The sequence below is a fragment of the Clostridium sp. OM02-18AC genome, assembly GCF_003481825.1.
Taxonomy (GTDB): Bacteria; Bacillota; Clostridia; order Lachnospirales; family Lachnospiraceae; genus Brotaphodocola.
In genome coordinates this window covers 22,907-47,911 of the sequence record NZ_QULW01000004.1, presented here as the reverse complement: position 1 = coordinate 47,911, position 25,005 = coordinate 22,907, and the positions used below count along the sequence as shown (strand labels likewise).

Genomic DNA, 25,005 nt, shown 5'->3' with positions numbered 1-25,005 from the left:
GGAGAATCAGTACCTGTTTCTTTGTCAGATGTTTAAGTTTTCCATCATCTTATAGAAGCGCCAGAGTGTAGAACGGCTGATACCGAGTTTTTGCGCGATCAGCGTCTTTTTCCCGTGGTAAAAGCGGTCCAGCTCCCTTAATTCTTCAAAGGTCACATTACGTCTTTTGATCAGAATTCCCGGCTGCGCAGCCGGAACAGAAATGTCGGAGTCTGCTTTTGCAAGCGGCGAGTCGTGGAGCAGATGCTGGTAAAAAGCAGTGTCGTCTGGAATAGACAAAGACTCTTTCCCGGTAAATACAGCATCCGGTTCGGAAAGAAGAACCATGCGCTGAATCAGGCTTTCCAGCTGCCGTATGTTTCCAGGCCATGCTTCCAGTGTAAGCGTTTCACAGAATTCTGGAGTATCATTACAGCTTTTTTCATACAGCTGATTAAAGTATGAAATTTTATTGTGAGCGAGAAGTGGAATATCTTCGCGGCGCTGTGCAAGGGATGGAAGCGGCAGGATCAGCGAGTTGACTAAGTAGTAAAAACCAGAAGTCAGTAATTTGGAGAGATCCTGGTCAGAGCCGAGCATCAGGCGCAGTCGAAGCGCTTTCCGGGTCTGCAAATCGAGCCGTACGGAACCTGTCCGGAGCAGATCAGAAAGCGTTTCCTGCATGGAAAGGGAGAGTCTGTGTGCATTTCGGATATAGAGCGTTCCGGTGTTGGCTGATAACAGATCGTCTGTTGTGAGGAGGGAGGCTTCCCGGCTCACGAAAATTTGTGGATTTTGCGGGTCGAGGTGATGCATGCACCGGGCAAAGGTCTCTTTTCCGGTACCTTCTTCTCCAATCAGAAGGACCGGCATGGAGAGTTTTGCATAGCGGATTCCAAGCGAAATTGCGTGCTGAAACAGCGGGTGCGTTCCGGTCAGTTCAAAAAAGGAAGAAAAATCCCCTTTTTTATTGTCCTTTGCATTGCTTTGCATGCTGGTAAGACCATGTTGATGCATCCGCTGCTTTGCAGAATCTGGCCGGAAGTGTGAGCTTTCAGGAGAAAAGGTTAGTACAGCACCACGGCAGCTGCTGCCGGCAAAGATGGGGTTTATGGAGAGTTGAAATGTCTGATCATTCAGAAAAAAAGAATGATGAGTAACGGATTGACCAAGGGTAAAACATTTTTGAATCAGCTCTTTTTCCGACTGTGGAAACAGCGGAGCGAACGACTTCCCGCATAGGTAGGCGGAAGAACTGCCAAAGTATGTCTCAGCAGCGGGGTTGCAGACCGTGACTCTGCCGGTTTCATTGATGCTTAAGATTCCGTCTGTAATCGAGTTCAGGATAAGCGTACGTTCCTGGACTTTTTTTCGTTGGAGGATGAAGCCGCGTTGTACTTCCAGTGCCCGTTCATAAGCCTCTTTTACAGAAGCAAGGGAACTTTCGAGGAGAATGCAGTCCAGACCGGCTTCAGCAGCAAGCTGCTGTGTATAAATTCCTCCAATCACAACCTTTACTCCTTCCCTTTTGGCACGCTGAATGCCGGTTCGGATGTCCTGGCTGCTGTTGATCGGATAGAGGCGGATCTTGCAGTGCATGAGGTTTAAAAATTCGCGGACAGACTGTAGGACATCTTCGATTCCAAGATAGGCAATGGATGTGTCTTTGGCATCGTATGCTTTTTTTGCAGACTCGATCGACTGGATCAGTTCGGAGTCCTGGATCGGTATGGTTACGATCGGTATGGAAAGATGAGCGGCTTTGAGAAGCTTTGCTGTGTTTCCGCGGGCAATCAGAACATCGGTATCACTTGGAAGCTGATTTCTGGCATAGTTGACGGCTTCTTCCATATAGCAGTTGACGATGGAAAGATTCTCTGGGGCAGGAAGTGTTTTTCGCAGCATTTCTGCGTAATGGGCGATTGAGGAACCGGCGGTGATTAAGACAATATTAGACATAAATATGCTCCTTGAACAGTTCGTGTTTCATAATAAGACAATTATAAAACATAACTGCCGAATATACAACGAATTTGAAACGAAAATGGGAGAGAAACAGGGCGTAAGTTGACGGTATTTGAGAGAGCAGATAAAATGAGACCATCCAAAGCACAAAGCGTTGCGGAATGTACTTCACTTGCATGAGGCAACAAAGGCACAGGAAACATCAGATAAAATAAATCAGAAGGGAAATCAGAAAAAATCAGAGAAATAATCAGAAGGAGGAAAACGAGATGTTCCCAATTGACAAAAACGAGAAATTTACATTTGCAAAAGCAGTTTACCATAATTTTCGTCCGATTCCGGTGAAAAAGCCGTGGAGGGATGCAACCGGCGGATTTGGCAGTTTTGTACCGCTTCAGGGCTGGGTGGATATCTATGATTCCGAGGGTTATCATGGAGGAACGTTTTGTTCATCCGGCCTGGTGCAGAACATTCTTCCGCTGATCCTGACTGGCGAGACGAAAACATATGAGGAATGGTATCATTCCCTTTACTGGAAACTGAGAAACTTTGGATTTCAGAGTGGACAGATTGTCGATCTTGGACAGTTCGATCTGATTATGCTGGAGATTATGGCACGGAGACGTAATTTGCCGCTTCACCGTTTCCTTGGTGCGAAAAAAGACTGGGCTGCAGCATACAAAGGCGGCGGTTCTCTTCTTTCCAGCGATGAGGATCTGGTGGCAGACATGGTGCGCTACGTAGAAGAAGGTTACCGGACCATCAAATTCAAGGTTGGAAGTGACTGGGGAAAGAACATGGAGCGGGATGTCCGGCGCATGGAAAAGGTAAGAGCAGCGGTTGGAGACGATATCGAGATTGCCGTGGATGGAAACCAGGTATGGGATCTGGAAGATGCCGTGAAATTTGCGGATATGATTCGTCCTTATCATCCGGCCTGGTATGAGGAACCGGTACATTCTCACGATATGAATGCGATCAAAGAACTGAGAGAACGTGTTGGCATGATGGTAGGTTATGGTGAGTCGATGCGAAACCGTTTCGCATTTGAAACATATGTAGAAAAAGGTGTGGACCATCTGATGCCGTTGGTGGGCCGGATGAGCCGGATGAGCGACCTGCTTGTGATCCGCGATATGGCAAGGAAGAACGGGCTGCGGTTTTCTTCCGGTGGAACCGTGTGGATCAATGCAGCGTTCGGCGCGCTTTATGAGAAAAATGAGATGCTGGAGAATCATGAGCCAATGACCGAACCGATCGGAGACTGTCTGTCCGTGAAACCAGAAGAAAAGGGCGGAAAGCTGTGGCTTCCGGACATTCCTGGAAGCCCGATCCGACTGAATCTGGAGAAACTGGAGAAAGACGGAACATTGGAGAGCACCCGGTATTTCTATGCGGATTCCGCAAACCACAATTTCGCGGTGCGTGCAGCATACTAAGAGTTATGCCCTGCACCTCATCAGCTTCTCAAAATCCCCATGGCACATAGGCCGGTAGTACAGAAATCCCTGGATTTCGTCGCATCCTTCCTGCCGTAAAAAGTCTGCGATTTCTTTGGTTTCCACACCTTCGCAGACGATGGTTTTCTTCATGCGTTTGAGCATATGGAAAATCTCCTGCAGGACGATATGGGCATTTTCGGAAAGAGTGTCGCCAAGGAACATCTGGTCAATTTTTACTTCGTCGAACAGCAGATCTTTCAGCGTGTTTAAGGAAGAGTATCCGGAGCCGAAGTCATCCATGGAAATCTGGATACTGCGGTTCTGAAGACTGCGGATCACCTGGTTGACAGCCAGCGGGTTATTGACGTAGGTGGATTCCGTGATCTCAAACGTGAGCAGGGATGGATCGATACCATAAGAGTCGATGAATTCCTGGATCTTCTGGATGAAGGTCTGGGGCTGTTCGAAATGAACCGGAGATACATTTAAGGATACACGGAATTTTTCAGGAAGCTGATCTGCATATTTGCGCAGCCACTGAAAGGTCTGTTCGTAAACGTAATAATCCAGATCGATCACGAATCCGTTTTGCTCAAAGAGCGGGATGTAAATATCCGGAGACCAGAGCAGCTTTCCGTTCCGGATCCAGCGAACCAGGACTTCGGCGCTGGATACAGTCTGGGAAATGGTGTTGACCTTAGGCTGAAAATAAATTTCAAATTCATGGTTTTCCAGGGCACTGTGGAAAGAATGCAGGATCTCCGCCTGCATTTTTTCTTTCCGGTTGATCTCATCGGAGTAAAGACAGGTGTGGCTGATGAGTTTTTTGGCAATCCGTCTTGCCACGTTGGCACAGGAAATCATGGTTTCCGGCTTGGTTTCCTCTTCCGGGATTACATAGATGCCGGAGTTTGTCCGGAAAAAGCTGATGTGGTAGGTGTCCCGGATACGGCTGCAGATTTTCTGGTCGAGATTCTGAATCTGTTCCCGGAGTGCGTCACCGGTTTGCCTGCTGACATCGGCAATGCTGATAAATACATCGGAGAAAAAACGTGCGGTGAACAGGGAAAGCGAGGAGGCAGTAAGCTCCTCGTAGACAATGTTTAAAATTTCATTTCCGAGCGGATAGCCGTATTTATCGTTGATGAAGTGGAAGTTGTCGATATCAGTAGAAATTAAGGCAATCGGAAGGTTACCGGATGCCTGGGTCTGGAACAGCCGGATCTTCTCGGCGAGAAATTCGGAGGATACCGTCGGAATCACCGGATTGTTTTTCGTTTGACTCTGCGCTTCACTGGTGTTTTTGGAATCCTTTTTATAAAATTTGTCCTGATACATGCGTTTATCGGCTGCATTGATCAGGTCATCCACCATAAAATAATGGTTTCGGTAGCTGACTTCATAGCCTACTGCGTAGCTTAAAGGCAGGCTTGCGCGGGTGTTGTACTCCTGCACCAGCGTGCTCAGCTGCAGATCCATGTGTTTTAAGTCTTCTGGTTTTGTATTTTCCTGGATAATGATGAATTCGTCACCGCCGTAACGAGCAAGAAAACTGTGCTCATCCAGGATCCTGGTCAGACAGTAGGCAAATGCCTGAATAAATTCATCACCCTTTTCGTGTCCGTAGGTGTCATTGACATGTTTTAAATTATTTAAGTCAAACATCATAACGCCAACGCCAAACGTGTTGGCGCGGTCGTTTAGTTCCTGGAGCTTTTTCTCCAGCGATTTTTTGTTGTGGATTCCGGTTACATCCCGGTAGGCATTGTTGAGCAGGCGGGCCAGAAGTTCTCTCTGGATCAGGGCCAGAACAATACAAAGAACCAGAAATGTCAGTGTCATACACAGGGACTGGTACATGGCTTTGTAAGAAAGGTCGGGATCGACCAGAAGTTTGGTGAGATAAAGATTTAAAATCAGAATCAGCATGAGCACAGCGAGGATGATCTCGCAAAGATGCAGGATGCTCTTGTTTCGTTTCATAGTAGGTCTCCTTGGTAAAAACATTGCGATGCGCGAAAAAAAGGATAAGGCATCGTGCAACTGCGTCTTTTCGGGAGCGCAGTGCTGTGATGGGCAGATTACTCTGCCTGTATGATGATCATTTTGGCAAAATCCGCGCTGATGCCGATCTTACTCTCCTTGATCATGACAATATAGTAGCCGAAAAAGGCAGACAGAATGCGGACAGCGGCATTTTCTACAAATCCGAGAGTTTCCAGATAATGGCGCTGCTCCTCATCTCCGCATATTTTTTGAACCGTATATTGCTGATTGATCTCAGCTAAATTCAGTGGCATAAATTCCTCCTCTGGAACATTTTAATAGAAAGTTAGCTATAGCTAACATCATAGCATAAATCCCAATGCTGTCAATCATTTTCCATAGGAAAACGTCCTTCGTTTCCGAATAAAAACAGCAAATTTGAAGATACTGAGAAAACGTGATCAATAAGGATGATTTACAGAAAAAGTGCCGTGTGGTAGACTGTGGTTGGTTAGCAATAACTAACTTAATAAGGCACAGGCAGGAGGACATGACTTATGATGTATCTGGAAATTGAAAAAGTAATTGGAAGAGAGATTATCGATTCCCGCGGAAATCCAACCGTAGAAGCAGAGGTGTATTTAACGGATGGCACCGTTGGCAGAGGTGCGGCACCAAGCGGCGCATCCACCGGCGAGTTTGAGGCACTGGAATTACGGGATCAGGATAAGAGCCGCTTTGGCGGAAAAGGCGTTTCCAAAGCAGTGGAGAACATCAATACTGTCATTTCTGATGTTCTGTGCGGCATGGATCCGTCCAATGTTTATGCGATTGACCAGGCAATGATCCAGGCCGATGGCACAAAAGATAAATCCAGGCTGGGTGCAAATGCAATCCTGGCAGTTTCTATCGCAAGCGCAAGAGCAGCAGCAAACGCTATGGAAATGCCGCTGTACCGTTTCCTCGGCGGCGCAAACGGCAACCGTCTGCCGCTTCCGATGATGAACATCTTAAACGGCGGCGCGCATGCAGCCAATACCGTGGATGTGCAGGAGTTTATGATCATGCCGGCAGGCGCACCGAGCTTCAAAGAAGGTCTCCGCTGGTGTACCGAGGTGTTCCATGCACTGGCAGCCCTGTTAAAATCCAGAGGACTGGCAACTTCCGTCGGTGATGAAGGCGGCTTCGCACCGGACCTTGGCAGTGATGAGGAAGCAATCCAGGTAATTCTGGAAGCAGTTGAGAAGGCAGGATATAAGCCGGGTACCGATTTTGTCCTGGCCATGGATGCTGCATCCAGTGAGTGGAAGAGCGGGAAGAAGGGCGAGTATCTGCTTCCGAAGAGCGGCAAGAAGTTTACTTCCAAAGAGCTGGTAGAGCACTGGAAGAACCTGTGCGAGAAGTACCCGATCTACTCCATCGAGGATGGTCTGGATGAGGAAGACTGGGAAGGCTGGCAGATGATGACCAAAGAACTTGGCGATAAGGTTCAGCTGGTTGGTGATGACTTATTCGTAACCAACACCGAGCGTCTTGCAAAGGGCATTGAGCTTGGCTGCGGCAACTCCATCCTGATCAAGTTAAACCAGATCGGTACCGTATCCGAGACTCTGGAGGCAATCAAGATGGCACACAAAGCAGGCTATACTGCAATTGCATCCCATCGTTCCGGTGAGACTGAGGACACCACGATCGCAGATCTGGCTGTAGCGCTCAACACCTGCCAGATCAAGACCGGCGCACCGAGCAGAAGTGAGCGTGTGGCAAAATACAACCAGCTGCTCCGCATCGAGGAGGAGCTTGGCGTGGCAGCACAGTTTCCGGGTGTGAAGGCGTTCAATATTAAGCGTTAGTCGTTTGCAAGAATTTTCAAAAGCACTTCCTGCAGGGCCAGGGCCGCTTTCGAGTGGTAGCGCCCAGGTGGAAGTGCAGTGGCAAGCTTTACGGAGGCTCCGTCCGAGCCGAGGGACAAAAATTTTGCATCCCGGAAATAATGCCGGGAACTATAGTAAGTAAATGCCAGCCCATGACCGGCAGCGGCCAACGCGGCAGCAAGCAGTGCTGTCAGCGATTCGTTGCAGGTGATGGGCTGGAGTCCGTTTTTATGGAAAATACGGCGTCCTTCCCGCCCAAGGATTGTGTCATAGCCGCTTAAGAAAAATTCGTATTGGATGGCATCGGTCAGATTGACATAGCAGGGAATGCGGGAAGTCGTCTGGTCTGCTTTGGAAAACTGCTTTGCATCGTTCATAATCGGATGGTTTTCATGGGCGATCAGACAGATTTCATCGTTCATGACAAAGGTTGGGTCAAGCCTGGAATCGGAGACAGGGAGAACCAGGAGAGCTACATCAATCTCGCCGTTTAAGAGCATCTGCTCCAGTGCCATGGAGTTCTTTTCCACGATTTGAACCCGGATTCCGGGGTAATCCAGTTTAAAAGCATTGAGTACCGGGGGAAGCAGATAGGAACCGCGAAAACCGCTGATTCCAAGGATCACGCTTCCGCTTTTTAGTTCTTTGAGATCCTGGATCTCATCTTGCGTTCTGTGATATTCCGATAAAGTTGCGTAAGCATATTTCAGCATGATATTTCCGGCTTCGGTCAGCCGGACGCCTTTGGAGGTGCGGACAAACAGTTTACTGTCCAGATTGCTTTCCATCGTCTGCAAAAACTGACTCAGGCTGGACTGTGCCATATAGAGCCGGTCAGCCGCTTTTGAAATACTTTTTTCTTCCGCGATCGCGATCAGATAATTCCATTCTTTGATTTCCAAAACAAAATCCCCTTTCAACAAGCAATCGGTTTTTCCGATGGCAAGTATAACATATTTTGCCTTTTCCCGCTATCAAAAACTGAATACAATAAAGACACGCTTAAGCAGATGAGAATCAAAACAGAAAAAGGAGAGTATGGAATGGGAAAAGTATCCTTACAGGGCGTATGCGATATGCATGTGCACACCAATCCGGATTTAAGATGGAGAGCTTACGATGATTTTGAGCTGGCGGATGCGGCCATCCGCGTGGGAGCGAAAGCCATTGTCATCAAATCGCATCTTGGCTTTACGGTGAACCGTGCGTATATGGCAAACCAGTATGTGAAACGGGTTTACGGGGAAAACACCGGATTTACCATGTATGGCGGTGTTGTCATGAATAAAGTGATCGGAGGAATCAATCCGGAGGCTGTGGAAAAGGGATTAAAGCTGGGGGCAAAAGAAATCTGGCTTCCGACCCAGTCTGCGAAACGTCATCTGGAAAAAATGGGACAGGATCCGGCAAATGGAATTGAACTGGTGCGCGATGGCAGGGTAGTCCCGGAGCTTCTTACTGTATTCCAGCTGATCAAAGATTATGACGTGGTGCTTGGAACTGCACACGTTTCCCCGGAAGAAGCGTTTGTTGTGATCGAGGCAGCAAAGCAAGTGGGGGTAAAGAAAATCGTGGTCACACATCCGGAGTGGTGGGTTGTGGACATGAGTATGGAAGACCAGATCCGACTGGTAAAAGATTACGATGTGATCCTGGAGCGCTGCTATGCCCAGAATATGGGAGGAGGAACGTATAAGAGCAATCTGCCGGACAATCTGGAAATCATCAAAGCAGTGGGATATGAACATGTGATGGTAGATACCGATGGCGGACAGACGGAAAACCCGCATTGGGAATTGGCTCTGGAAGAATATATGCAGTATCTGGTGGATCATGGAATTCCGGAAGAACAGGTTGCTTACATGACAAGAACCATTCCATACCGGCTTCTTGGGATCGAAGAGTAAAAGGGGGAGAAGAAAATGTTAAGTGCAGCAATCATGTTAGCGATTGCCCTGGCTATCTTTCTGGGGTACAAAACGAAGATTAACACGGGACTTTTCTGTATCGTATTTGCCTATATCATTGGATGTTTTGTGATGGGCTTAAAGCCGAAACAGGTTATTGGTTACTGGCCGACCAGCACCATGTTTGTCATTTTATCGGTTTCGCTGTTTTACAATTTTGCGGCGATCAATGGAACACTGGAGAAAATGTCAGGTGCGCTCTTATATGCGTGCCGCAAATTTCCGGGGCTTCTTCCTTATGCGCTGCTTGCCGTAGCGGTGATCTTATCCGTCATGGGAGCTACCTATTTCACCGTTCTGGCATTCCTTGCCCCGATCACCCTGGTGATCTGTGATGAGTCCAGAATGGACAAGCTGACTGGTGCAGTTGCCATTAACTGCGGAGCACTGGCTGGCGGAAACTTTCCGACATCCAACCTGGGCGTGATCTTCCGCGGTCTGGCAGATACAGCATTTGAGGCATCTTTGGATGTGCCAGCAGTCGAGACCTTCGGCATGGAAATGAAGATTTTCCTGTTCTCGGTTCTGTTTTCCCTGATTCTGGTAACCATCTTCCGTTTCGGTTTTAAAGAAAACCGCAACATCGGAAAAGGCGTTACTTTCCAGAAGCCGGAGGCATTTACAAAAGAACAGAAAATTACCCTCTCCCTGATGATGATCATGATGGTAGTTGTCCTGATTTTTCCGCTTCTGCAGGTCCTGATGCCGCAGAATGCAATGATCAGCTATGTCAGCAGCAAAGTCGATGTCGGTCTGGTAGCCATTATTTTTGCAGTAATTGCACTCTTGTTAAACCTGGCACCGCAGAAAGAAGCCATGGCAAGAATCCCGTGGAATACCATCGTGATGATCGCCGGAGCCGGTATGCTGATCGCAGTAGCCGTGGAGGCTGGAGCGATCGATGCGTTATCGACCTGGATCGGTTCGAACGTGCCGAAGCCGCTGGTACCGATCGCATTTAGTATCGTTGGCGCGATCATGAGTTTCTTTAGTTCCACAACTGGTGTCGTAGCACCGGCCTTGTTCCCGCTGATTCCAAACCTTGCGGCATCTGCAGGATTAAGCGCCCCGGCCTTGTTTGCCTGCACCGTGATCGGAGCACAGTCCAGTTCCATCAGCCCGTTTTCTTCCGGCGGTTCCCTAATTTTGGGTTCCACTCCGAAAGAAGAAGACCGGAATATGCTGTTCAACCGTCTGCTGATGGTTGCAGTGCCGATCAGTGTGGTGTTTGGAGCGGTGTTTAACTTTGCGCTTGCGATGATTTTATGATAGTTTAATATGAAAGAAAAAACTGCCATTGCCTGTAGTAGTGGGAAGTGGCAGTTTTTTCTGTAAGGCATGTCACCCATATGGCTGTGTGACGTTCGAAAATTGTGCTAGTTGTTTTCGTTATTGCGGTATTTTGCGTTTTTCTCTTTCAGCTTTGCCAGGTATTCATTGGCTTCTTTCTCGGATTTAAAACGCATCTTCGGGCCCTGTGGGCTGAGCTTTAAGACGTAGCCGCCTGTATTTTTTCTTCTGAACATCGAATGATTCCATCCTTTCTTGAATGATCTTGTGACTTGCGTCACTTGATTGCCTTGCCGTTCGCCAGGACCGTGCAGGCACGTTCCTGGCTTTCTTGCGCTCGTTACATTTTACCATGGCGAGGGAAAAATGAAAAGATTATTTGACGCCCTGGTCCTTTCTGTGCTATACTATCTCGGCTGTGGAGAAAGTTAAAAGTTATTTCTGCAGCAAAATGGCAGATATTTTCTGCCGACTGGTTCGGGAACCTCCCAGGATAAAAAACTAGGCAGACAAAAAACAAGGTGCTGTTTTTGTGTGTTTATCTGAGGTCCTCAGAAAATACGCAAAGACAGTACCTTTTTTGTTGTCCTGAATTCAAAGAAACCTGCTCTGGCAGTTTGCAGAGAATATATGGAACAGGCCCTGTCTTTGCAAAGAAAGAGGGCAAAAAATGGAGAAAGAAAAGAGACGTGTGATCATCGACTGCGATCCCGGGATTGATGACAGCCTGGCTATCATGCTGGCATTGTCCATGGAGGAATTGCAGGTGGAAGGGATCACCATTGTCTGCGGCAATTCCCCGGTGGAGATGGGCGCAGGCAATGCGAAAAAAGTATTGAAACAGATGGACCGGCTGGAGATTCCGGTGTTTCGCGGAGAGGCGGTGCCGCTCAAACGGGAGTATGTAAATGCATTGGATACGCACGGGGAAGATGGTCTCGGTGAGAGTTTCCTTCCAGAAGTAGAAGGGTATGAACAGAGCCAGACGGCGGTAGATTTCTTATGTGAGAAGGTGCGTACCTGTGCGGCAGAGGGCAGCGGTTGTTCTGTGATTGCGCTTGGACCGATGACGAACCTGGCGCGGATGATCGAAACAGACCGGGAAGCGTTTGGAATGATTGATGAGATCGTTTCCATGGGCGGAAGTTTTCGCAGCCACGGAAACTGTTCCCCGGTAGCAGAGTACAATTACTGGGCTGACCCGGATGCAGCAGCACTGGTCTATGAGACAATGGCGGAACTTGGAAAGAAGATTTTCATGGTGGGGCTGGATGTCACAAGAAAGATTGTGCTGACGCCGAACCTGTTGGAATATATGAAGCGTCTGGATGCGGAAACGGGAAATTTTGTGCAGGCGATCACGAAATTTTATTTTGATTTCCACTGGGAGTGGGAGCATTTGATCGGCTGTGTGATCAATGATCCGCTGGCGGTGGCGTATTTTGCGGACCGTTCCATCTGCAGTGGGTTTGATGCCTACACGGCGGTGGAGACAGGCGGGATTTCGATTGGCCAGACGGTTGTGGATTCCATGCATTTTTACCGGAAACCGGCAAATGCACGGGTGTTGACCGAGGGGAATGTGCTGAAATTCTTTCAGCTGTTTTTCTCAAAAATTTTGAAGATACCGGTGGAGAAGCTGGATCTGCTGGAGATGCTTGTGGGCGTGAATGAGCAGGTGCGGAATACGGTATGAGCGCATTGTGATTGAATAGATCGAATAACGAAGGGCAAGACAAAATTCTGAGAAAAAGAGAGGATTACACACATGAACCGAACTAGAAACATGACAACCTTACAGCTTTGCATGCTGGCTATGGCGGTGTGCATCAATGTGGCAGGAGGCCAGCTTGCGCTGATGCTTCGCCTGCCGATTTATTTAGACAGTATCGGAACCATTTTAACCGGTCTCTGGATGGGACCGCTCTGCGGCATGCTGCCGAATCTCTTAAGCGGCATCATTCTTGGTATGACAACCGATATTTATTCTTTGTATTTCGCACCGGTCGGTATGATCACCGGACTGATGGCGGGCATCGCCGGAATGGTTATGAAGAGTCTGCTCAGTGAGCGGAATGTACGCAAACGCCAGATTCTGACCGGAGCTTTTCTGATCACAGTTCCAGGAACTCTGGTAAGTTCTGTGATCAATGCCGTATTGTTTGGCGGTGTGACTTCTTCCGGATCTTCCATTCTGGTGCAATTACTTGCAAAAACTCCGCTTGGCATGACCGGAAGCATTTTTGCAGTGCAGATTTTAACGGATTATCTGGACCGGGTGATCGCGCTTGCGTTGGCTGTGGCAGTTCTGCAGGTGCTTCCGCAGGATCTGCGTACACTTTGGAAACGAAATAAAAATGAAAGAGTGAAAGAGGGAAGTTATGGGAATTCCAACCGAACGATACAGTAAGATAACCAATAAGAACCAGAGAGAAATCTGTCTTTTACAGGGATTTCCCTGCGCCTGGGGAAAGTGTGCATTTTGCGATTATATCGCAGACAACAGCCGGGATGAAGCGTCTATGGTGGAGCTGAATCACCGCGTACTGGATCTGGTAACCGGAGAATTCGGTGTGCTGGAGGTCATTGATTCGGCGAGCTGTTTTGAACTGCCGGAGCAGACGTTAGACCGGATTGCACAGGTAATAAAAGAAAAGAACATCCAGAAGCTGTTTTTTGAAGCGCACTGGATTTACCGGCATAAGCTGGATGAGATGCGAAAGCGGATGCCGGTGCCGATCGTCTTTAAGATCGGCGTGGAGACGTTTGATCACGATTTCCGGGAAAAAGTATTGAACAAGCATGCCGATTTTTCCGGTCCGGAGGAAGTGGCGCGATACTTCGATTCGCCCTGTCTGATGGTAGGAATCAAAGGGCAGACGAAAGAGATGATCGCCCGGGATATCGAGTACTTAAAACGGTATTTCAAGCTGGGCACCGTGAATGTCTACAATAACAATACTACTCCGATCCGACGGGATGAGGAACTAGTGCGATGGTTTATGAAGGAATACCGGTGGCTCCTGGATGATCCGGCTGTGGAGGTGCTGTATGAGATCACGGATTTCGGCGTGGGTTGAGTGCGGTTATTGTTCACAGGCAGAGATTTTGCCGATTGTATAAAATTGACAAAGAAAAAACAAAAACATGTTGACGTGTTGTAGATAATGTGGTAGAGTTAAGACAACATGATTTGAATATAACAATTTTGGATTGTTACTGGGAAGCAGGCAAAACCAATTTTGAACAGTATTTGATAGTTTGTGATGCAGATATTTGTTCAGAATTGGTTTTTTATTTTAAATGGATCAGGACAATGTGAGAGGGAGTGTTGCTGGACGCGCATGTGTGAACGGCAGAGCGTGTACTGGTCTATGTGGGGTTATGGGTATGACAGTAGAGAAAGTGATCAACAACAATGTGATCAGTGCTTTGGAAAATGGCAGAGAAGTTGTTGTGATGGGACGCGGAATTGGATTTCAGATCCGTGCCGGTATGGAAATTCCAAAAGATCAGATTGAGAAAGTGTTCCGGCTGGAGAATCCAGACGTCATGGATCAGTTCAAAAATCTGGTACAGAAGCTGCCGCCGGAGCGTCTGCAGATTTCTGCCGAAGTGATCCAGTACGCGAAAGGCGTTATGGACAAAAAATTAAATCATAATATTTACCTGACATTGACAGATCATATCAATTTTGCCATTGAGCGCTATCAAAAAAAGATGATGTTTGCCAATCCGCTGCTGGGCGAGATCCGGACATTTTACCGGGAGGAATATGTCATTGGCATGTTCGCCATTGACCTGATCGAGCGCAGACTGGGAATTTCATTTCCGGTTGATGAGGCGGCGTCCATTGCGCTTCATAGTGTAAATGCGGAGTATAACACCCGGATGCGGGACACCATCGATATGACGAAAATTATTCACGATGTACTGCAGATGGTAGAGGAATATTTTCAGATAGAAATGGACCCGAACTCAGCAAGCTATGGTCGCATGGTGACCCATCTGCGTTTCCTGGCGCACCGGATCTACAGTGGAGAGTCGCTGGAGGAAGGGACCGGGCTGGAAGAATTCCATGCCATGATCCGGCAGATGTATCCGGAAGAATATGCCTGCGGCAGAAAAATCCAGGAATTTATCCTGCAGACCTATGGGCATCGGGTGTCAGCGGAAGAAATCTCGTATTTGTCTGTTCATATTAGAAGGATACGGTTTAGCGGCAGCGAAGATAAAATCTGAAATACAGAATCATGTGATCTCATCAGAAAAAACTGGGATCATGTTTCAAAAAGAAGGGGGACTTGTTATGTTTCAGGCATTAAAAAAGATGTTTGGAGGAAAGAAAGAACAGGCAGAGGTGTTATCTCCGGCAGCGGGAAAGGTGATTCCGTTAAGCGAAGTAGCGGATCCTGCTTTTGCACAGGGAATCCTGGGAAAAGGCGTTGCACTGATTCCGTCAGAAGGAGCATTCCGTGCACCGGTATCCGGTGAGGTAACGGTGCTGTTTGAAACAGGGCATGCAGTCAGCATCAAAGCAGATAACGGTGCAGAACTGATCGTTCATATTGGTCTGGATACGGTTCAGTTAAAGGGTCAGTATTTCCAGACGCACGTAAAGCAGGGAGACCGGGTACAGGTGGGCGATCTTCTGATCACGGCAGACCTGGAACAGATCCGTACAGCCGGGTATGATGTGGTGACGCCTGTGATCGTCTGCAATACGCCGGATTTCCCGGATATGGTATGCAGCACCGGAATGGTGGTAAAAGCAGGAGATCCGGTTATTTCTTTATAAAAAGCAAGAATCAGATGTTCCATGCACAAATGCGGGTAACGAAAGGAAGACTGTTTTAGTATGAAATACACAACGGTACAGGTGGAAGATCCGGAGGGACTTCATGTACGGAATTGTGCACGCATTATGGCGGCGGCGACCAGGCTTGACGCGGACTTGTCGCTTATTTATGGGGAGAAAACGGCGCGTGCAGACCGTATCCTGGAGCTTATGGCATTAGAAGCGCCGTCCGGCAGTGTGATTGAAATTCATGCGGAGGGAAAAGAAGCGAAAACGGCGGTTGATACGATTGCTCAGATTCTGCGCACGTGATACAGCTGTGCAGATTGCTGTCTGCTTTCGCAAGCAAAAGATGATTTGCAGCCATTGGGGAGTGGTTCAAATACAAAAAGAAAAAAGCCGAAAGGCGAAAAAGAAAGGGGTTTTACATTATGATGAAGTTTTTCCAGAGACTGGGCAAAGCTTTGATGCTTCCGGTAGCATGTCTTCCGGTATGTGGTATCCTGATGGGAATCGGATACATTCTGGCACCTGCGGCAATGGCAGGTGAAGTTCAGGGGTTTACTGCGGGTGGCCTTGGCTATTCCATCGGTCTGTTCCTCATTAAGGCAGGCGGTGCCCTGATCGACAACATGTCCTGGCTGTTTGCCATCGGTGTGGCAGTTGGGATGGCAGATGATGCAGACGGTACAGCCGGTCTGGCAGGTCTTGTTTCCATGTACATGATCACCACGCTCTTAAGCAGCGGTTCCGTGGCTGGTATTACCGGGCATGAGGCAGCGCCGGCGTTTGGCAAGATCGTGAACCAGTTTGTTGGTATCGTATCCGGTCTGATCGGTGCAACCTGCTATAACAAATACAAAAACGTGAAGCTTCCGGATGCACTGGCATTCTTCAGCGGCAAGCGTGCCGTTGCAATCTTCACCGCGCTGTATTCCATCGTTGCAGCGCTGGTTCTGTTCTTTGTATGGCCGCTGGTTTACGGTGCACTGGTTACCATGGGTGAGGCCTTTATTGGCATGGGCGCTCTGGGCGCGGGCATTTATGCATTCCTCAACCGCCTGCTCATTCCGTTCGGTCTGCATCATGCATTGAATTCCGTATTCTGGTTTGATGTAGCCGGAATCAATGATTTAAGTAATTTCTGGGGCAACACCGGTGTTTACGGACAGACGGGTATGTACATGACCGGATTCTTCCCGTTCATGATGTTTGGTCTTCCGGCAGCATGTATCGCGATGTACCAGACTGCAAAGCCGGGCAAAAAGAAAATGGTTTACGGACTGCTTGCATCTGCAGCATTCTGTTCGTTCTTTACCGGCGTTACCGAGCCGATCGAGTTTTCTTTCATGTTTCTGGCTCCTGGCCTTTACGTCGTACATGCGCTGTTAGCAGGTATCACTGCCGGCATTACCGTTGCACTTCCGATCCGTGCAGGCTTCTCATTCTCAGGCGGTGCAGTTGATATGGTGCTTAGCTCCTTCACTCCGCTGGCAGAGAATCCGTGGATGCTGATCCCGGTTGGTCTGGCGGTTGGTGTTCTCTATTATGTTGTGTTCCGCTTTGTAATTACTAGATTTGATTTAAAGACTCCGGGACGTGAGGATGATGAAACAGAGGAAGCGAAAGTAACCCTGTCCAACAACAACTACACGGAAGTCGCAAAGATTGTTCTGGAAGGTGTTGGCGGTCCGGAGAATGTGGCATCCATCGACAACTGCATTACCAGACTCCGCCTGGAAGTCAAAGACTACACAAAGGTAAATGAAAAAGTCATCAAATCTGCCGGTGTGGCAGGTGTGATACGTCCGAGCAAGACCTCTGTTCAGGTCATCATTGGAACCCAGGTACAGTTTGTGGCAGATGAATTCAAGAAACTTTGCAAGTAAGCAGATCCTCCAGGTTTCCGAAAAGATGGCGATCCAGAAACGACTGCTTTCTGAAAAAGATCGCTTTCCGAAGATAGATACGCGAAAGGGCTTTCCTCTTTATGGGGAAGGCTCTTTTTCTTTCCGGAAAATAAAAAATGCAGCGATCTTTCACAGAAAGGTCATATTTGTCTGTTAGAATCAGGTACAGTGAAAGAAGAAAGATCCAGTCAGATGCCTGGGAAATCATAAAAAGTGAAATGGAAATCAGCACCTGAAACAGAATTGAGAAGGAAATTGAGAAGAGAATTGAAACCAGAAATCATTGCGGCCACGACAGAGAGAAAGAAGAGGGCGATCATTATGAAATTGAAACAGAAAGAATTGAAAAAGACCATGAGAGGAATTTTTGCAGGAGCATGTTTGCTGGCAATCGGAAGTGCAGTTGTTTTTGCAGTGGGTACGGAAACCGAGATGAAAGCTTATGCGGCAGAGTGGCAGCAGGCTGAAAACGGGGACTGGACCTACGCAGAGGACGATGGAAGTCATGCGACAGGCTGGCAGAAGATTGACGGCGTCTGGTATTATCTGGAGCCGGAGACCGGTGTCTGGAACAGTCATCCGGCGCTGGATCAGACTTCAGTCTGTTATCTGGTTGAGAATGCAGTGAACAGGCAGGGATGGTTTAACCGGAAAATTTCGGAGGACGTCGTTTTGCATTACAGAGTCGACAGTTCCAGCCAGTACCGATATACCGTCGTGCTGCAGGAGGAAGACCGCCCGGACGAAATTGGAAGCACATTGAAGACATTTGAGGTCGATAAACGGACCGGAACAGCGAAAGACGAGTCCACAAAAATTGTGCTGAACCTGTACGAATAAGGAAAAACAAAAACTTACAAAAACTAAGTTTTTGAAAAAAAGAATTAATTTTACTTATAACATTTCCTGCATTATAATGGGATTATCAACAAGGAGTTAAAGTGCTGCAAAGCATGGATGCGTGATGGAAAAATCGGAATCATGAATGAAAATCATGACAGAAAATACGAATTGTGCACCGTGCGGCAGTGTGAAACGAAGAAGGAGGAAATGTATGGCACGTTTGTATGTCAAGATCAAAGACCAGGATAACGTCGTTGTAGCCGTTCAGGATCTGAAGGCTGGAACAGAAGTTATGGAAGGTCTTGTGACCAATCAGGACATTCCGCAGGCTCATAAGATTGCCCTGTGCGATATCCCGGCAGGCGGCGAGATCATCCGTTATGGTGTGGTTCTCGGCTATGCAATCAACGATATCAAGAAAGGCGACTGGATCAATGAGCATATGCTGGATCTCCCGCAGAGCCCGTCTGTAGACGATATGGAGTACGGCACCAATCTGGTTCCGATGGAGGAACTTCCGATGCCGACCAGAACCACCTGGATGGGTTACCGTAACGCCGAGGGTCCGGCAGGTACGAGAAACCTTCTGGGTATCGTAACTACTGTTCAGTGTGCGGCTGGCGTAGTAAAGGTAGCAGTAGAGCGTATCAAAAAAGAACTGCTCCCGAAGTATCCGAATGTAGATGGTGTTGTAGCAGTGACCCATCCGTATGGCTGTGGTGTTGCAATCAATGCACCGTTAGCTTATATCCCGATCCGTGCGATCACCAATGTCATCCGTCATCCGAACTTTGGCGGTGAGATCATGGTAGTAGGCCTTGGCTGTGAGAAGCTGACCTATGACCGCGTACTTCCGCCGGAGGACATCACCCCGGAGAACGTTCTGACTCTTCAGGACTATGCAGGTCATGATGCTATGATGAACGCAATCCTGGAAATGGCAGAGAAGAAACTGCAGAAGCTGAACAAGAGAACCCGTGAAGAACTGCCGCTGAGCGATCTGTTAATCGGTATGCAGTGCGGCGGAAGCGACGCATTCTCCGGTATCTCTGCGAACCCGAGTGCCGGCTACGCAGCAGATATGCTGGTTCGCGGCGGTGCTACCGTTATGTTCAGTGAGGTTACCGAGGTTCGTGACGGCGTACATATGCTGGCAGCGCGCTGCCCGGATGCCCACACCCGTGACCGTCTGGCAGAAGAGATGAAATGGTACGACAAGTACCTTGCAGAAGGCGGCGTAGGCCGTGATGCAAACCCGACTCCTGGTAATAAGGCAGGCGGACTTGCAAACATCGTAGAGAAAGCAATGGGAAGTATCGCAAAGAGCGGTACCAGCCAGATCGTGGAAGTACTTTCCCCGGCTCAGAAGCCGACCAAGCACGGTCTGATCTATGCAGCAACCCCGGCCAGCGACATTGTCTGCGGACCGAGCCAGGTTGCAAGTGGTATCGGCCTTCAGGTATTCATGACCGGACGCGGAACCCCGTATGGTCTGGATATCAGCCCGGTTATCAAAGTCTGCAGCCGTAACGAGTTGAAGAACCACTGGTTCGACTTAATCGATATCTCTGCAGGTGACGTAGCTACCGGTGAAAAGACCATCGCAGATGTCGGACAGCAGATCTTTGACATGATCCTGGATGTGGCAAGCGGAATCAAGCAGCCGTACAGCGATCAGTACGGATTCCACAACGACATGTGCATCTTCAACCCGGCACCGATAACCTGATCGAAATAAAATCATAATCGTGTTAATCTAACAGGGGCTGGTAAGCTGCCGAAAGGCAGCTTACCAGCTCCATTTTTGTATCTGCGAGACAGCAGATGTTTATTAGATAATAGAATATGCCGCGGTTTTAAGCCATATGCCCCTGATATCCCAGCAGGGAAGACATCTCCTGGCTGAGCGCAAGTAAAAGCTGGGTATATTCCTGGGTACGGTTCTGGTAAACAAGCTTGGATGCGCAGATATTGACAGCAGCAACAATTTTACCAGAGTAATCGCGGATCGGGGCAGCGGCATTGATTTCGAAGTTTGCGTATTCTTCTACCTCTACGGTGTAACCTTGTTTGGGAATCTTTTTTAAGATGTCCGTTAACTGATCTATATCGGTAACGGTAGAGGAAGTGTACGCATAAAGATTCTGGGACTCCAGAATCTTTCTCTGCTCTTCTTCCGGAAATTCAGAGATAAGAATCCGGCCGGAAGCAGTGCAATAGCAGGGATGGACACGCTGCTGGGAAAACTGGTTGCTGGAGCTGGCAAGCAGGGATGGCCATTTGGTAATGAAACGCAGTACTTTATAGTCCTGTTCCAACACCATGATGTTGATGGTATTAAATGGAACGCTGATCTGCGGAAGAATGTTGACCAGTAAGGTATCGCAGGCGAGCAGGTGGCTGTAGCGGATTCTGGCACGCGAACCGAGAATGAATACCTGATAACCCAGAAAATATTTTCCGGTTTCCGGATCGCGGGAGAGATAGTTCATTTCCGTCATGACGTTTAACATGGCATAGGCGGTACTTCTGGATATATTGAGCAGGCGGCTGATCTCGGTGACGGTGAGCGCAGTCCGGTTATCTGCCATAATGTTCAGCAGTTTCAAAGCACGTTCGATGGACTGCTGGGAGGAATTGGATTCTTTTTTTTGCATGGGATTAACTCCTTTGAAATGTATAAGTGTATTCATATTAGGACACAAATGTTGGAAAGTCAAGTCATGGAACTGTAATATGAAAGAAGCATATGATACACCTTTTCGATATCACGAAGCCTCTTGGATTTTGGATGATAAACGATCGCAAGATCATAGGTTTCTTCACATGGTGTCATGAGAAAAAAACGTTCATCATTCTGATTTGGTTTTGGAGCCCGACTGATGGTATTGTACTTCCCCTGTTCAGCCATCAGCATGATATAGGACATGTTGGAAAAAGAACAGGTAGAGGATGGGGTAATCTGATAACGTTTTAAAATCCGTTCAATACAAGCATGCATGCGGCTGCTGGCTGATGGCAGCGCCATAGGTTCCTGATTCAATGCGGAAATTGGAAGTACACGGTATTTTTCTCCGGGAACTGTTTGAGCCAGTGCTTCTGCGGGTGAACCTTTCCGCAGCCAGATGCCGAGCTTTTCACGATACACAATTTTGCAGGTTAGTCCGCTTGTGAGTGTCGGCAGCCGGAGTGTGGCAAGATCCAGAGTATGGTTTTGTACGGCGAGTTCCCGTTCTTTATTGGAATTGATTTCAACAAAATCATAGGAGGCTTCTGAAAAATCAGGATCAGAGTCAGAAAATGCACGCACGATCTGATTCCCGTAATGCGAAGAAATTCCAATACGAAGAGGTGACGTATTTGGCTCAAGAGTCTTCAAATATTCCTGATAGGTATCGCATATTTGCTGGGCTGTTTCAGCAAACTGCATTCCGCTTTCTGTAAGTTCAAAGGATTTTCCAGGACGGCGGATAAAAAGTGTAGTATGAAGTTCGGATTCTACCCGCCGGATGATTTGGCTGAGTGCAGGCTGTGTAAGAAATAGCGCATCGGCCGCTGGTGCAAGTCCATTTAGCTGGATGACTTTGAGTATGGCATCCATATCACTGATTTTCATTCGTAACATCTCCAATCATCGAAATACCCTTAACGTTTGCTTATGACACCCTTATTATATGGAAAATAGACAAAAAGTGCAAGGAAAAGTATAGTTATAGTATAAAAATACACAAGAAGAGGGGGCTTTTCTATGTCACAGGCACTTATTGTTTTAATCATAACGGTTGTTATGATCATCGCATTCTTTTCGAATGTCATACCGATTGCGGCAAGTGCATTGTTTGTTCCGATGTTTCTGCAAATGACGGGTGTGCTTTCCTTTAAGGAAGCGTTTGAAGGATTCTCCAGTTCCACAACGGTTTCGCTGTTCACATTGTTTATTCTTGGAGGAATCTTAGGACAGACTTCTTTTCTGGAACGATTACGGGTATTTGTTTCTACCAAAATTGCTTCCAGTAAAAATGGTAAAAAACATGTCCTTCTGGCCTCCATGCTGATGAGCATGGTCTTGTCTACATTTACAAACCCGTCCAGTGCAATGGCTATTATGCTTCCAATTGTAATTGCGGTGGCAAAAGATGTAAATCTTCCGGTTAAAAATACGATTAAAGCTTGTACGGATGTAGCAAATACCAGTAATAACGTATTACCGGTAGGTGGTGCTCTGACAGCATACCTCACGTTTAACGGATTTTTGGAGGCTGCAGGTGCAACGCAGCGCTTCCGCATGATGGATCCGTTTATTGCAAAAGTACCTACATTTTTGATTTATTTTGCGTTTATTTATTTTGTAGGATATAAGCTGTACTGCAAAGAGGGAAACACAGAAATCAATGAATCTGCGTTGGAAAGTAAAGGAAGCAAGGATGAAAAGAAAAAACGTCAGCTGACTCCATTTCAGGATAAACTTGGAATGTTTTTGTTCTTCGGTGGTGCGGTATTCATTATTGTAGGATCTGCAGTCTTTGATATTGATGTCTATATGATTGCAGGCTGCTGCATTCTGGTAGGACTTCTTACTAAGGTGGTTACTTATAAAGAAGCGTTAAAGGCAGTTCATTGGGATACTCTGTTTGTTTATGGAGGTACGGTATGTCTTGGTCAGGCCATGACAAATGCAGGAATTAATGATCTGATTGCAGACTGGTCTTCTTCTGTACTTGGCAGTGTAAGTAATCCAATTCTTGTAACTGCATTAATTTTTGTAGTAACCTTTGTGATTACGCAGTTTTGCAGTAACCGTACAGTTGGTGCTGTATTCCGCCCATTGTCTGTTGCAATTGGCATGGCTTTGGGAGTTGATCCGAGACTTACCCTTTTAGCAGCACACTATGGCTCTTCTTTATCTACTTTAACACCAATGGCATCTTCTACACAGCTGTATGCGTTTACGGTCGGAAATTTTAAGATGAAAGAATACTTCCTTGGTGCTTTGATTCCTTCCATGGTATTTTTAGTATCCTTTTTGATCTGGTTCCCACTTTGCATTCATCTTGGATTGGTATAAATAAGAAGTTCCTGGAATCAATGATATGAACGAAATGAGGAGGCTTGACAACAATGGAGATAAAAAAATTTCCGGATGATCTGTCCGGAGCCTATGAGCTGATTGATAAACAGGATCCATACAGAATCCTTTTCCAGGGTTTGTATCAGCGCAGTATTCCGAATGGAGAGAATACGGAACAATATTATGTTTACATTCCGCAGAAAGCATATCATTCTGATCGTGCTGTACTGATTGTGATGGATCGGGAAAGTTCGGTGGATGAATGTTTGAAGAAGACTGGATGGCTGGATATTGCAGAGAAAGATTCGGTGATTCTTTTGCTTGCGAAAGGAAACCAGGGGGAAGCGTATTACCATAAATTCTTTGAGGAGAGAAGAGATCAGAAATATTATACGATCAATAAGGCAGTCTGTTATCTGGTTGGATACGGAACTGGAAGCCTGGTCGTGCAAAAAGAAATTGTTAACAGACCGCAGCTCTGGGCTGGTGCTGTCTGTTTCCAAAATTTCGGATTAGATCAGGAATATCTGGTGGAAATAGGAAGTCAGGAATCTGATGTATCCTTCGTGAAAAAAAATCAGGTTCCGATGCCACTCTGGTTATGGACCGATGAGATGACAAAAACGCAGGAACAGGTAGTTCATTACTGGAAAGAGGCAAACCAGATTGGAACGGAAGAATACATCGATGAAACTACGATTCATTATCATCCGGCAGCGAATACGCTGAATTCATTGATCAATGAGCAGACCGGAGCAGATTTGTATGTGACGGTAGATGTTGGAAGAAGTTTTGAAACACCGGAGTGTACGTCCCGAATCTGGGAGTCATTTCTTTCCAGAACAATCCGGACTGTAGCTATCTACAATGGTGACCTTCGTCCGTACCGCACAGCAGAAGACTGGCATGCACAACGGCAAACCATTGATCTTGGAGGTTATTGCAGAGAATGGTATGAGTATATTCCGACAGCAGCAAAAAGAAATCCAGATCAAAAAATTCCGCTTGTAGTTTGTTTTCATGGGGGTGATAACAATGGTTTTACAGCTATGTATCGCACAGAATGGATCAAAGTGGCGGAATGCAGAAATTTTGCAGTCGTATTTCCAACAGGTGCGTTGCGTCGTCGGGCGGAAAAAAATGCAGTGCCCCATCCGGCATGGAATGCCTGCGGAGCACAGGATATTGAGGATGATGTGACTTTTGTCCGTACTGTAATTGAAAATATTGAAGGGCGCTATGCAATAGATGCTTCCCGAATTTATGCGACAGGACATTCTATGGGGGCATGCATGTGCCAGAGAGTACTACTGACCATGCCGGAAATATTTGCGGCAGGTGCAGCGACCGGTGGTGTGCTGAAGGGAGGTTTCTTCGGATATTATGATTCTCCAGGCGTAGTTGAAGGTTATAAGATGCCAATCTGGATCATTCTTGGGGAAAATGACCGCGGCGGAGGAGATTTTGCTACCAACGAAAAAGCGAGATTAAATATCGAATACTGGACAGAGCGCAATGAAACTTCTGCCTGGGATGACAGCTGCGATTATACCGATGGATTATACTGGAATAAAGTATATCTCGACCCGGTCGGAGTTCCGTTTGTACGATTTACAACAGTCCAATATAAACCGCACACCAGCATTCCACAGGACTCCTGGTTCTTTTACGATGAATTCTTTTCAAAGTTCAGTAGAAATGAAGCAGGAGAAAGTGTTTATATGAAAAAAATAATCGTAAAAAATTAAATCTTGAAAATTCCGAATGTTTGGACGTATTTTTGTGTAACAGACAAAAATACGTCCATTTCAAAAAACAAACGTATTAATATTAATACACCAATGTATTTTAATAAATATATAGCACATAAAATATCGATACGC

22 protein-coding genes are annotated in these 25,005 nt (G+C 47.1%); 15 read left to right on the top strand and 7 right to left on the bottom strand.

The features are described from left to right. Positions 1–24 precede the first annotated feature (24 nt). Positions 25–1,938 (bottom strand): sigma-54-dependent Fis family transcriptional regulator, encoded by a 1,914-nt coding sequence (locus tag DXB18_RS04110; RefSeq protein ID WP_118706144.1) that lies wholly within the window; start codon positions 1,936–1,938, stop codon positions 25–27. Positions 1,939–2,213: 275 nt separating this feature from the next. Between DXB18_RS04110 and DXB18_RS04105 the strand changes: the two genes are divergently transcribed. Continuing rightward, positions 2,214–3,383, top strand: coding sequence for an enolase C-terminal domain-like protein (locus DXB18_RS04105; protein ID WP_118542022.1), 1,170 nt, complete (start codon positions 2,214–2,216; stop codon positions 3,381–3,383). A gap of 3 nt (positions 3,384–3,386) precedes the next feature. On the opposite strand, the gene DXB18_RS04100 is transcribed toward DXB18_RS04105, so the two are convergent. Both DXB18_RS04100 and DXB18_RS04095 read right to left on the bottom strand, forming a co-directional pair. Next, a complete protein-coding gene (locus tag DXB18_RS04100) occupies positions 3,387–5,369 on the bottom strand; it encodes an EAL domain-containing protein (protein WP_182430464.1) in 1,983 nt (660 codons plus the stop codon). 98 nt (positions 5,370–5,467) lie between these two features. Next, the gene (locus DXB18_RS04095; protein WP_118706140.1) at positions 5,468–5,686 is read right to left on the bottom strand and encodes a FeoA family protein; all 219 of its coding nucleotides are present in this window, start codon (positions 5,684–5,686) and stop codon (positions 5,468–5,470) included. Positions 5,687–5,929: 243 nt separating this feature from the next. Here DXB18_RS04095 and eno point away from each other — a divergent pair, with 243 nt between their 5' ends. Next, positions 5,930–7,225 carry a phosphopyruvate hydratase gene (gene eno, locus DXB18_RS04090; protein ID WP_118706138.1) on the top strand — a complete coding sequence of 432 codons (1,296 nt, stop codon included), beginning with the start codon at positions 5,930–5,932 and terminating at the stop codon, positions 7,223–7,225. Here eno and DXB18_RS04085 read toward each other — a convergent pair. Then, positions 7,222–8,148, bottom strand: a complete 927-nt coding sequence (locus DXB18_RS04085; RefSeq protein ID WP_118706136.1) for a LysR family transcriptional regulator — start codon at positions 8,146–8,148, stop codon at positions 7,222–7,224. The two genes, eno and DXB18_RS04085, sit on opposite strands and share 4 nt — an antisense overlap. 141 nt (positions 8,149–8,289) lie before the next feature. On the opposite strand from DXB18_RS04085, the gene DXB18_RS04080 reads away from it, so the two are divergent. Next, entirely contained in the window at positions 8,290–9,153 is an 864-nt protein-coding gene (locus DXB18_RS04080) for a DUF6282 family protein (RefSeq protein WP_118706134.1), read from the top strand. 15 nt (positions 9,154–9,168) lie between these two features. Continuing rightward, complete coding sequence (locus tag DXB18_RS04075; RefSeq protein WP_118706132.1) at positions 9,169–10,482, top strand: SLC13 family permease; 1,314 nt, start codon at positions 9,169–9,171, stop codon at positions 10,480–10,482. Between the two features lie 107 nt (positions 10,483–10,589). Here the strand turns inward: DXB18_RS04075 and DXB18_RS16115 are convergent, their stop codons facing one another. Beyond that, positions 10,590–10,739: a hypothetical protein gene (locus tag DXB18_RS16115; RefSeq protein WP_154106752.1), complete on the bottom strand. Its 150-nt coding sequence runs from the start codon at positions 10,737–10,739 to the stop codon at positions 10,590–10,592. 434 nt (positions 10,740–11,173) lie between these two features. Between DXB18_RS16115 and DXB18_RS04070 the strand changes: the two genes are divergently transcribed. The 9 genes from DXB18_RS04070 to garD all read left to right on the top strand — a co-directional run bounded on the left by DXB18_RS04070 (position 11,174) and on the right by garD (position 19,783). Beyond that, entirely contained in the window at positions 11,174–12,199 is a 1,026-nt protein-coding gene (locus tag DXB18_RS04070) for a nucleoside hydrolase (RefSeq protein WP_118706130.1), read from the top strand. Positions 12,200–12,271: 72 nt separating this feature from the next. Next, positions 12,272–12,913 carry an ECF transporter S component gene (locus tag DXB18_RS04065; RefSeq protein ID WP_243103149.1) on the top strand — a complete coding sequence of 214 codons (642 nt, stop codon included), beginning with the start codon at positions 12,272–12,274 and terminating at the stop codon, positions 12,911–12,913. Then, positions 12,885–13,583: a radical SAM protein gene (locus tag DXB18_RS04060; RefSeq protein ID WP_118706128.1), complete on the top strand. Its 699-nt coding sequence runs from the start codon at positions 12,885–12,887 to the stop codon at positions 13,581–13,583. Before DXB18_RS04065 ends, DXB18_RS04060 begins: the two co-directional genes overlap by 29 nt. Before the next feature lie 310 nt (positions 13,584–13,893). Further along, the gene (locus tag DXB18_RS04055; protein WP_118706126.1) at positions 13,894–14,745 is read left to right on the top strand and encodes a PRD domain-containing protein; all 852 of its coding nucleotides are present in this window, start codon (positions 13,894–13,896) and stop codon (positions 14,743–14,745) included. 67 nt (positions 14,746–14,812) lie between these two features. After that, positions 14,813–15,301: a PTS glucose transporter subunit IIA gene (locus tag DXB18_RS04050; RefSeq protein WP_118542048.1), complete on the top strand. Its 489-nt coding sequence runs from the start codon at positions 14,813–14,815 to the stop codon at positions 15,299–15,301. A 60-nt stretch (positions 15,302–15,361) separates the two neighbouring features. After that, the gene (locus tag DXB18_RS04045) at positions 15,362–15,613 is read left to right on the top strand and encodes an HPr family phosphocarrier protein (RefSeq protein ID WP_118542050.1); all 252 of its coding nucleotides are present in this window, start codon (positions 15,362–15,364) and stop codon (positions 15,611–15,613) included. A gap of 119 nt (positions 15,614–15,732) precedes the next feature. Beyond that, positions 15,733–17,190: an N-acetylglucosamine-specific PTS transporter subunit IIBC gene (gene nagE / locus DXB18_RS04040; protein WP_118542052.1), complete on the top strand. Its 1,458-nt coding sequence runs from the start codon at positions 15,733–15,735 to the stop codon at positions 17,188–17,190. A 342-nt stretch (positions 17,191–17,532) separates the two neighbouring features. Continuing rightward, positions 17,533–18,051, top strand: coding sequence for a hypothetical protein (locus DXB18_RS04030; RefSeq protein WP_147355217.1), 519 nt, complete (start codon positions 17,533–17,535; stop codon positions 18,049–18,051). A 214-nt stretch (positions 18,052–18,265) separates the two neighbouring features. Continuing rightward, positions 18,266–19,783: a galactarate dehydratase gene (gene garD / locus DXB18_RS04025; RefSeq protein ID WP_118542058.1), complete on the top strand. Its 1,518-nt coding sequence runs from the start codon at positions 18,266–18,268 to the stop codon at positions 19,781–19,783. 127 nt (positions 19,784–19,910) lie between these two features. Here garD and DXB18_RS04020 read toward each other — a convergent pair whose 3' ends face one another. Continuing rightward, positions 19,911–20,711, bottom strand: a complete 801-nt coding sequence (locus DXB18_RS04020) for an IclR family transcriptional regulator (protein WP_182430463.1) — start codon at positions 20,709–20,711, stop codon at positions 19,911–19,913. A 59-nt stretch (positions 20,712–20,770) separates the two neighbouring features. Beyond that, positions 20,771–21,670: a LysR family transcriptional regulator gene (locus DXB18_RS04015; RefSeq protein WP_182430462.1), complete on the bottom strand. Its 900-nt coding sequence runs from the start codon at positions 21,668–21,670 to the stop codon at positions 20,771–20,773. Between the two features lie 132 nt (positions 21,671–21,802). Here DXB18_RS04015 and DXB18_RS04010 point away from each other — a divergent pair, with 132 nt between their 5' ends. Beyond that, the gene (locus DXB18_RS04010) at positions 21,803–23,119 is read left to right on the top strand and encodes an SLC13 family permease (RefSeq protein WP_118706120.1); all 1,317 of its coding nucleotides are present in this window, start codon (positions 21,803–21,805) and stop codon (positions 23,117–23,119) included. Between the two features lie 53 nt (positions 23,120–23,172). After that, entirely contained in the window at positions 23,173–24,870 is a 1,698-nt protein-coding gene (locus DXB18_RS04005; protein ID WP_118542066.1) for a PHB depolymerase family esterase, read from the top strand. Positions 24,871–25,005: the final 135 nt, after the last annotated feature.

Excerpts from the sequence above, each read along its gene's own strand:
- DXB18_RS04020 (WP_182430463.1), bottom strand. The coding sequence starts at position 20,711 with ATGCAAAAAAAAGAATCCAATTCCTCCCAGCAGTCCATCGAACGTGCT.
- DXB18_RS04075 (WP_118706132.1), top strand. The coding sequence starts at position 9,169 with ATGTTAAGTGCAGCAATCATGTTAGCGATTGCCCTGGCTATCTTTCTG.
- DXB18_RS04060 (WP_118706128.1), top strand. The coding sequence starts at position 12,885 with ATGGGAATTCCAACCGAACGATACAGTAAGATAACCAATAAGAACCAG.
- eno (WP_118706138.1), top strand. The coding sequence starts at position 5,930 with ATGATGTATCTGGAAATTGAAAAAGTAATTGGAAGAGAGATTATCGAT.
- DXB18_RS04095 (WP_118706140.1), bottom strand. The coding sequence starts at position 5,686 with ATGCCACTGAATTTAGCTGAGATCAATCAGCAATATACGGTTCAAAAA.
- DXB18_RS04010 (WP_118706120.1), top strand. The coding sequence starts at position 21,803 with ATGTCACAGGCACTTATTGTTTTAATCATAACGGTTGTTATGATCATC.
- DXB18_RS04015 (WP_182430462.1), bottom strand. The coding sequence starts at position 21,670 with ATGAAAATCAGTGATATGGATGCCATACTCAAAGTCATCCAGCTAAAT.
- DXB18_RS16115 (WP_154106752.1), bottom strand. The coding sequence starts at position 10,739 with ATGTTCAGAAGAAAAAATACAGGCGGCTACGTCTTAAAGCTCAGCCCA.
- DXB18_RS04045 (WP_118542050.1), top strand. The coding sequence starts at position 15,362 with ATGAAATACACAACGGTACAGGTGGAAGATCCGGAGGGACTTCATGTA.
- DXB18_RS04050 (WP_118542048.1), top strand. The coding sequence starts at position 14,813 with ATGTTTCAGGCATTAAAAAAGATGTTTGGAGGAAAGAAAGAACAGGCA.
- DXB18_RS04005 (WP_118542066.1), top strand. The coding sequence starts at position 23,173 with ATGGAGATAAAAAAATTTCCGGATGATCTGTCCGGAGCCTATGAGCTG.
- nagE (WP_118542052.1), top strand. The coding sequence starts at position 15,733 with ATGATGAAGTTTTTCCAGAGACTGGGCAAAGCTTTGATGCTTCCGGTA.
- DXB18_RS04030 (WP_147355217.1), top strand. The coding sequence starts at position 17,533 with ATGAAATTGAAACAGAAAGAATTGAAAAAGACCATGAGAGGAATTTTT.
- DXB18_RS04105 (WP_118542022.1), top strand. The coding sequence starts at position 2,214 with ATGTTCCCAATTGACAAAAACGAGAAATTTACATTTGCAAAAGCAGTT.
- DXB18_RS04065 (WP_243103149.1), top strand. The coding sequence starts at position 12,272 with ATGAACCGAACTAGAAACATGACAACCTTACAGCTTTGCATGCTGGCT.
- DXB18_RS04055 (WP_118706126.1), top strand. The coding sequence starts at position 13,894 with ATGACAGTAGAGAAAGTGATCAACAACAATGTGATCAGTGCTTTGGAA.
- DXB18_RS04110 (WP_118706144.1), bottom strand. The coding sequence starts at position 1,938 with ATGTCTAATATTGTCTTAATCACCGCCGGTTCCTCAATCGCCCATTAC.
- DXB18_RS04100 (WP_182430464.1), bottom strand. The coding sequence starts at position 5,369 with ATGAAACGAAACAAGAGCATCCTGCATCTTTGCGAGATCATCCTCGCT.
- DXB18_RS04070 (WP_118706130.1), top strand. The coding sequence starts at position 11,174 with ATGGAGAAAGAAAAGAGACGTGTGATCATCGACTGCGATCCCGGGATT.
- garD (WP_118542058.1), top strand. The coding sequence starts at position 18,266 with ATGGCACGTTTGTATGTCAAGATCAAAGACCAGGATAACGTCGTTGTA.
- DXB18_RS04080 (WP_118706134.1), top strand. The coding sequence starts at position 8,290 with ATGGGAAAAGTATCCTTACAGGGCGTATGCGATATGCATGTGCACACC.